General features: G+C 75.5%; 6 protein-coding genes. 5 read left to right on the top strand and 1 reads right to left on the bottom strand.

All coding sequences use genetic code 11. The features are described 5' to 3' along the window. Positions 1 to 201 precede the first annotated feature (201 nt). The 4 genes from IDM29_RS14660 to IDM29_RS14645 all read left to right on the top strand — a co-directional run bounded on the left by IDM29_RS14660 (position 202) and on the right by IDM29_RS14645 (position 3,245). Positions 202 to 714, top strand: a complete 513-nt coding sequence (locus IDM29_RS14660; RefSeq protein ID WP_182111459.1) for a toxin-antitoxin system HicB family antitoxin — start codon at positions 202 to 204, stop codon at positions 712 to 714. A 65-nt stretch (positions 715 to 779) separates the two neighbouring features. Further along, positions 780 to 1,622 (top strand): DUF4097 family beta strand repeat-containing protein, encoded by an 843-nt coding sequence (locus tag IDM29_RS14655; protein ID WP_182111458.1) that lies wholly within the window; start codon positions 780 to 782, stop codon positions 1,620 to 1,622. 25 nt (positions 1,623 to 1,647) lie between these two features. Then, positions 1,648 to 2,424 (top strand): ABC transporter ATP-binding protein, encoded by a 777-nt coding sequence (locus tag IDM29_RS14650; protein ID WP_188037701.1) that lies wholly within the window; start codon positions 1,648 to 1,650, stop codon positions 2,422 to 2,424. After that, positions 2,421 to 3,245 carry an ABC transporter permease gene (locus tag IDM29_RS14645; RefSeq protein ID WP_188037700.1) on the top strand — a complete coding sequence of 275 codons (825 nt, stop codon included), beginning with the start codon at positions 2,421 to 2,423 and terminating at the stop codon, positions 3,243 to 3,245. The genes IDM29_RS14650 and IDM29_RS14645 overlap by 4 nt, the downstream gene beginning before the upstream one ends. Before the next feature lie 16 nt (positions 3,246 to 3,261). Here IDM29_RS14645 and IDM29_RS14640 read toward each other — a convergent pair whose 3' ends face one another. Continuing rightward, positions 3,262 to 3,717: a VOC family protein gene (locus IDM29_RS14640; protein ID WP_188037699.1), complete on the bottom strand. Its 456-nt coding sequence runs from the start codon at positions 3,715 to 3,717 to the stop codon at positions 3,262 to 3,264. A gap of 122 nt (positions 3,718 to 3,839) precedes the next feature. Here IDM29_RS14640 and dnaG point away from each other — a divergent pair. Continuing rightward, a partial coding sequence (gene dnaG / locus IDM29_RS14635) for a DNA primase (RefSeq protein ID WP_188037698.1) occupies positions 3,840 to 5,225 on the top strand: 1,386 nt, incomplete at its 3' end.

Below are 5,225 nucleotides of genomic sequence, written 5' to 3'. Positions count from 1 at the left end.
GGCCGCACGGCCGCGGGGGAGGCGGCCGCGCGCGCGGCGGCGACCGCCGTCGGGCGCCTGCTCGACCGCGACGTGCGGCTCGACGTCGTCGACGGGCCAGGGGCCTTCGGCGGGCGCAAGCCGCGCCGGTTCACGAGCGACCTGGACCCCGTGGCGTCATGAGGTCTTGTGGTGACACCATAGTGGTGTCACTATGACGTCATGGACCTCACGCCCTACGTCGACGACCTCCAGCACCGCCTGGTCGTCGCGGCGGGCGCGGGCGGGGACGACGCGCGCCGGCTCGCGGAGCGGCTGACCGCGCCGCTGGACGCGGCGGTGCGCCTCGTCCTGCTGGACGTCCTCTCGGCGGCGGCGGGGGAGATCACCGCCGAGATCGCGCCGGGGTCGGTCGATGTGCGGCTGCGCGGGGGCGCGCCCGAGCTGGTCGTCACCCCGCCCGCCGCGACCGTGCCCGCGGCGCCCCCTCCCGTCGTCGCGTCCGCGCCGGACGGCGACGCCCCGGACGCCGGCTCCACCACGCGCACCACCCTGCGGCTCCCGGACCACCTCAAGGCACAGGTCGAGGTGGCCGCCGCACGCGACGGCATCTCGGTCAATACGTGGCTCGTCCGGGCGGTCGCCACCGCCCTCGAGTCGTCCGCCGCTCCCGCCACGCAGCAGGCGTCCTCGACGCCGCGTGGCGCGAGCCGCCTCACGGGCTGGGTGCGCTGAGCGCGCGCCAGCCCCCCGCCTCGTCCCTCACCCGCGTACCCGCTGACCGACCGCCTGGAGTCGTCATGCCCACGTTCCCGACCGACGTGCCCGTCCCGCTGGTGGTGGACCTGCCGCCCGGAAGCACCCTGCACGTCGTCGCGGGGGAGCGGGACGACGTCGTCGTCACCGTCCTGCCGACCGACCCGGCCAAGCCCGGTGACGTGCGCGGCGCGCAGGACGTGCGCGTCGGGCGCGACGGCGACGCGGTGACCGTCTCCGGCCCGCCGACCTGGAAGCAGTACGTGCCGTTCGGCAGCGGGAGCATGACCGTCACCGTGGAGCTGCCCACCGGCTCCGACCTCAGCGGCCGGGCGGGCAGCCTCTACGCCGAGGGGCGCCTCGGCACGGTCGAGATGACCGTCACCGCCGGTGACGCCCGCGTCGAGGAGGCGGGCCGCCTCACGCTCACGGTCTCGGCCGGCGCCGTCGTCGTCCGGCGGGCCACGGGGCCGGTCGCAGTCCGGGCGAGCGCCGGCTCGGTGCGCCTCGCGGAGCTGGTGGGCGACGGCACGATCCGCGCCGGCAACGGCACCACGACCGTCGGGTCCGTCGTCGGCTCGCTGGAGGTGTCCGGGGCGCACGCGGAGGTCGTCGTCGGGCGCGTCCGCGGCACCGTCACCGCCACGGCCGCCTACGGCGGGATCCGCGTCGAACGCGTCGAGCAGGGGACGGCGACCCTGTCGACGTCGTACGGCTCGATCGAGGTCGGCGTCCCGCAGGGCACCGCCGCCTGGCTGGAGGTCGCCTCGCAGCACGGGACCGTCCGCAACGAGCTGCGGCCCGGCGAGGGCCCCGCGGCCGAGGAGCTGACGGCGGAGATCCGCGCCAGCACGAGCTACGGCGACGTCATCGTCCGCCGTCCCTGACGGACCAGATCGAGGGGGGAGCACCATGACCGAGGACCTGGCGATCGACGTGCGGGGCCTGCGCAAGGCGTTCGGCGACCGGCCCGTGCTGGACGGCGTCGACCTCGCCGTCCGCGCCGGCACGATCACCGCGCTGCTCGGGCCGAACGGCGCGGGCAAGACGACCACCGTGGGCATCCTGTCCACGCTGCTGCGCCTCGACTCCGGCACCGCCCGGGTCGCAGGCTTCGACGTCGTCGCACAGGCGGGCGCCGTGCGCGCCGCCATCGGCGTCACGGGCCAGATGTCGGCGGTGGACGACCTGCTCACGGGCGTGGAGAACCTGCGGCTCATGGCGTCGCTGCACCACCTGGGCCGGCGGGGCGGGCGCGAGCGCGCCGACGCGCTGGCGGCAGGGCTCGGCCTGGGCGACGCCGTCCGTGCGCCGGTCTCGACGTGGTCCGGCGGGATGCGGCGCCGGCTCGACCTCGCGATGACGCTCGTCGGCAGGCCCGCGGTGGTCTTCCTCGACGAGCCGACCAGCGGCCTGGACCCCCGCAGCAGGCGCGCCCTGTGGGACGAGGTGCGCGCCCTCGTGGCCCGGGGCACCACGGTGCTCCTGACCACGCAGTACCTCGAGGAGGCGGACCGGCTCGCCGACCGCGTCGCCGTGCTCGACCGGGGCCGCATCGTCGCCGAGGGCACCCCCGCCGAGCTCAAGGCCACGCACGACGCCGGCTCGCTCGACGACGTCTTCCTGCGGCTGACGGAGCCGCCGGCGCAGGAGCCCACCGACACGTCGACGAGGGGATCGGCATCATGACCACCACCACCGTGCCGCGCACCGCGGCCGCCCGCCCGTGGGCCGACACCGTGACCATGCTCCGGCGGAACCTGCTGCGCGCGGTCCGCTACCCCGGCCTGACCGCGTTCACCGTGGGCGGGCCCGTGGCCGTGCTGCTGCTGTTCGTGTTCGTCTTCGGCGGGGCCCTGGGGGCGGGCGTGGCGCCGGGCGTCACCCCGGGCGCGGCCGGCCGGGCGGCCTACCTCGACTACATCACCCCGACCGTCCTGCTCTTCGCGGTCGTCGGGGCAGCGCAGAGCGTGGCGATCACCTCCGCGATGGACGCCACGAGCGGCATCATGGCGCGGTTCAAGACCATGGCCATCTCGCCCGGGTCGGTGCTCGGCGGGCCCGTGCTGGGCACCGTCGTGCAGGGCCTCCTCGCGGCCGTGGTGGTGCTCGGCCTCGCGATGGCGCTCGGGCACCGGCCGGCCGTGGGTCCGCTGGACGTCCTCGGGCTGGTCGGCCTCCTGGCGGTCGTCGGGTTCGCGACGAGCTGGCTGTGCGTGGCCCTGGGCCTGAGCGCCCGGTCGGTGGAGACGGCGTCGAACGTCCCGCTGCTCCTCACGGCGCTGCCGTTCCTGGGCAGCGGTTTCGTCCCGGTCGAGACGATGCCGTCGGGGGTGCGGTGGTTCGCCGAGTACCAGCCCTTCACGCCGATCATCGAGACGACGCGCGCCCTCCTGGACGGCACCGCGGTGCCGGCGACGACGCTCGCGCTCGCCCTCGGGTGGTGCGCGCTCATCGGCGGCGCCGGCTGGGCGTGGGCGCGGGTGCTGTACCGGCGTGAGCGCCGGTGACGCGGTCAGCCCGGGCTCACTGTCCCATCACCTGCGCCATGCGGGCGGCCATCTCGGCCTCGGTCATGTCCTCGAGGTGCGTCGCGATGAGCCAGCGGTGCCCGGACGGGTCGCGCAGCACGCCCGTGCGGTCACCGTGGAACTGGTCGGCCGGCTCGCTCACGGGCGTGGCGCCCGCCGCCACCGCCCGGGCGAAGGTCGCGTCGGCGTCGGGCACCCAGAGCGTGAACGACGCGTGGACGGCACCCTGCGGGTCCGGGGCCACGACGCCGAACTCCGGCATCTCGTCGCTCACCGTGACGACCGTGCCGGCGATCCGCACCTCCGAGTACATGAGCACGTCGTCGGCGACGAGGCGCAGCAGGATCTCGGCGTCGAAGGCCCGCCGGTAGAAGTCGAGCATCGCGAGCCCGTCGCGCACGACGAGGTTCGCGGTCACGGACGGTTGGCCGGGTGGGATGTGCTGGACCATCGGAGCTCCTCCTCGAGCCGGTGCACGATGCCTCACGGTCCAGGGTCCTCCGGGCCGCGGCGGGAGTCCAGGTCTCCCGGCCGCCGTACGACCGCTCGCGGCCGAGCACCTAGACTCGCGCCGTGGCGGGACGGATCAGGCAGGAGGACGTGGCCGCCGTCCGCGAGCGCGCCCACATCGAGGAGATCGTCGGCGAGCACGTCACGCTGAAGTCCGCGGGCGTCGGCTCCATGAAGGGCCTGTGCCCCTTCCACGACGAGCGCTCGCCGTCGTTCCACGTCCGCCCCCAGGTGGGGTTGTGGCACTGCTTCGGCTGCGGCGAGGGCGGGGACGTCATCTCCTTCCTGCAGAAGATCGACGGCCTGGGGTTCGCGGACGCCGTCGAGCACCTCGCCGGGCGGGTCGGCATCCAGCTGCGCTACGAGGACGGCGGGCCGACGAGGCCGGGCGAGGAGCCCGGGCGGCGGCAGCGGCTGCTCGAGGCGCACCGCATCGCGGCGGCCTACTACGTCGAGCAGCTCCTGACGCCCGCCGCCGCCGTCGGGCGCACCTTCCTCGCGGAGCGGGGCTTCGACCGGTCGGCGGCCGAGACCTTCGGCGTCGGCTTCGCGCCGCAGGGCTGGGACCACCTGCTGCGCCACCTGCGCGGCAAGGGGTTCACCGAGGCGGAGCTGGTCGCGTCGGGGCTCATGAGCCAGGGCGGCCGCGGCATCTACGACCGGTTCCGCGGCCGGCTCGTGTGGCCCATCCGCGACGTCACGGGCGACGTCGTCGGCTTCGGCGCGCGCAAGCTCCTCGAGGAGGACCAGGGGCCCAAGTACCTCAACAGCCCCGACACGGCGCTCTACAAGAAGGCCCAGGTCCTCTACGGGATCGACCTGGCCAAGCGCGAGATCGCCAAGGCCAAGCAGGTCGTCGTCGTCGAGGGCTACACCGACGTCATGGCCGCGCACCTGTCCGGCGTGCCCACGGCCGTCGCGACGTGCGGCACGGCGTTCGGGCCGGACCACGCGCGCGTCGTCCGGCGCCTGGTCGGGGACAGCGCGGCCGGGGCCGGGGTGCAGCTGGCGTCCGGCACCTCGGTGGGCGGGGAGATCATCTTCACGTTCGACGGCGACGCCGCCGGGCAGAAGGCGGCGCTGCGGGCGTTCACGGAGGACCAGCGCTTCTACGCGCAGACGTTCGTCGCGGTCGAGCCGAGCGGGATGGACCCCTGCGACCTGCGGCTCGCGCGCGGGCCCGAGGCGGTGAAGGCGCTGGTGGCGAGCCGGCAGCCGCTGTTCGAGTTCGTCATCCGCTCCACGATCCGCGCGCACGACCTGAACACGGTCGAGGGCCGCGTGGCCGCGCTGCGCGCGTCGGCGCCGGTGGTCGCCGGCATCCGCGACGCCGCGCTGCGGCCCGAGTACGCCCGCATGCTGGCCGGCTGGCTGGGCATGGAGCATGAGGCGGTGCGCGAGGCGGTCAACGCCGCGGGCCGCGCGGCCCGCTCCGACGGCGCGCGCGCC

The organism is Actinotalea sp. JY-7885 (assembly GCF_014525465.1).
GTDB lineage: Bacteria > Actinomycetota > Actinomycetes > Actinomycetales > Cellulomonadaceae > Actinotalea.
The sequence above is the reverse complement of the archived record's forward strand: the minus strand, read 5'-3'. Positions and strand labels throughout refer to the sequence as shown.

What these genes read in the sequence shown, in the direction of transcription:
- IDM29_RS14660 (WP_182111459.1), top strand. Translation starts at nt 202, where the DNA reads ATGGACCTCACGCCCTACGTCGACGACCTCCAGCACCGCCTGGTCGTC.
- IDM29_RS14655 (WP_182111458.1), top strand. Translation starts at nt 780, where the DNA reads ATGCCCACGTTCCCGACCGACGTGCCCGTCCCGCTGGTGGTGGACCTG.
- IDM29_RS14650 (WP_188037701.1), top strand. Translation starts at nt 1,648, where the DNA reads ATGACCGAGGACCTGGCGATCGACGTGCGGGGCCTGCGCAAGGCGTTC.
- IDM29_RS14645 (WP_188037700.1), top strand. Translation starts at nt 2,421, where the DNA reads ATGACCACCACCACCGTGCCGCGCACCGCGGCCGCCCGCCCGTGGGCC.
- IDM29_RS14640 (WP_188037699.1), bottom strand. Translation starts at nt 3,717, where the DNA reads ATGGTCCAGCACATCCCACCCGGCCAACCGTCCGTGACCGCGAACCTC.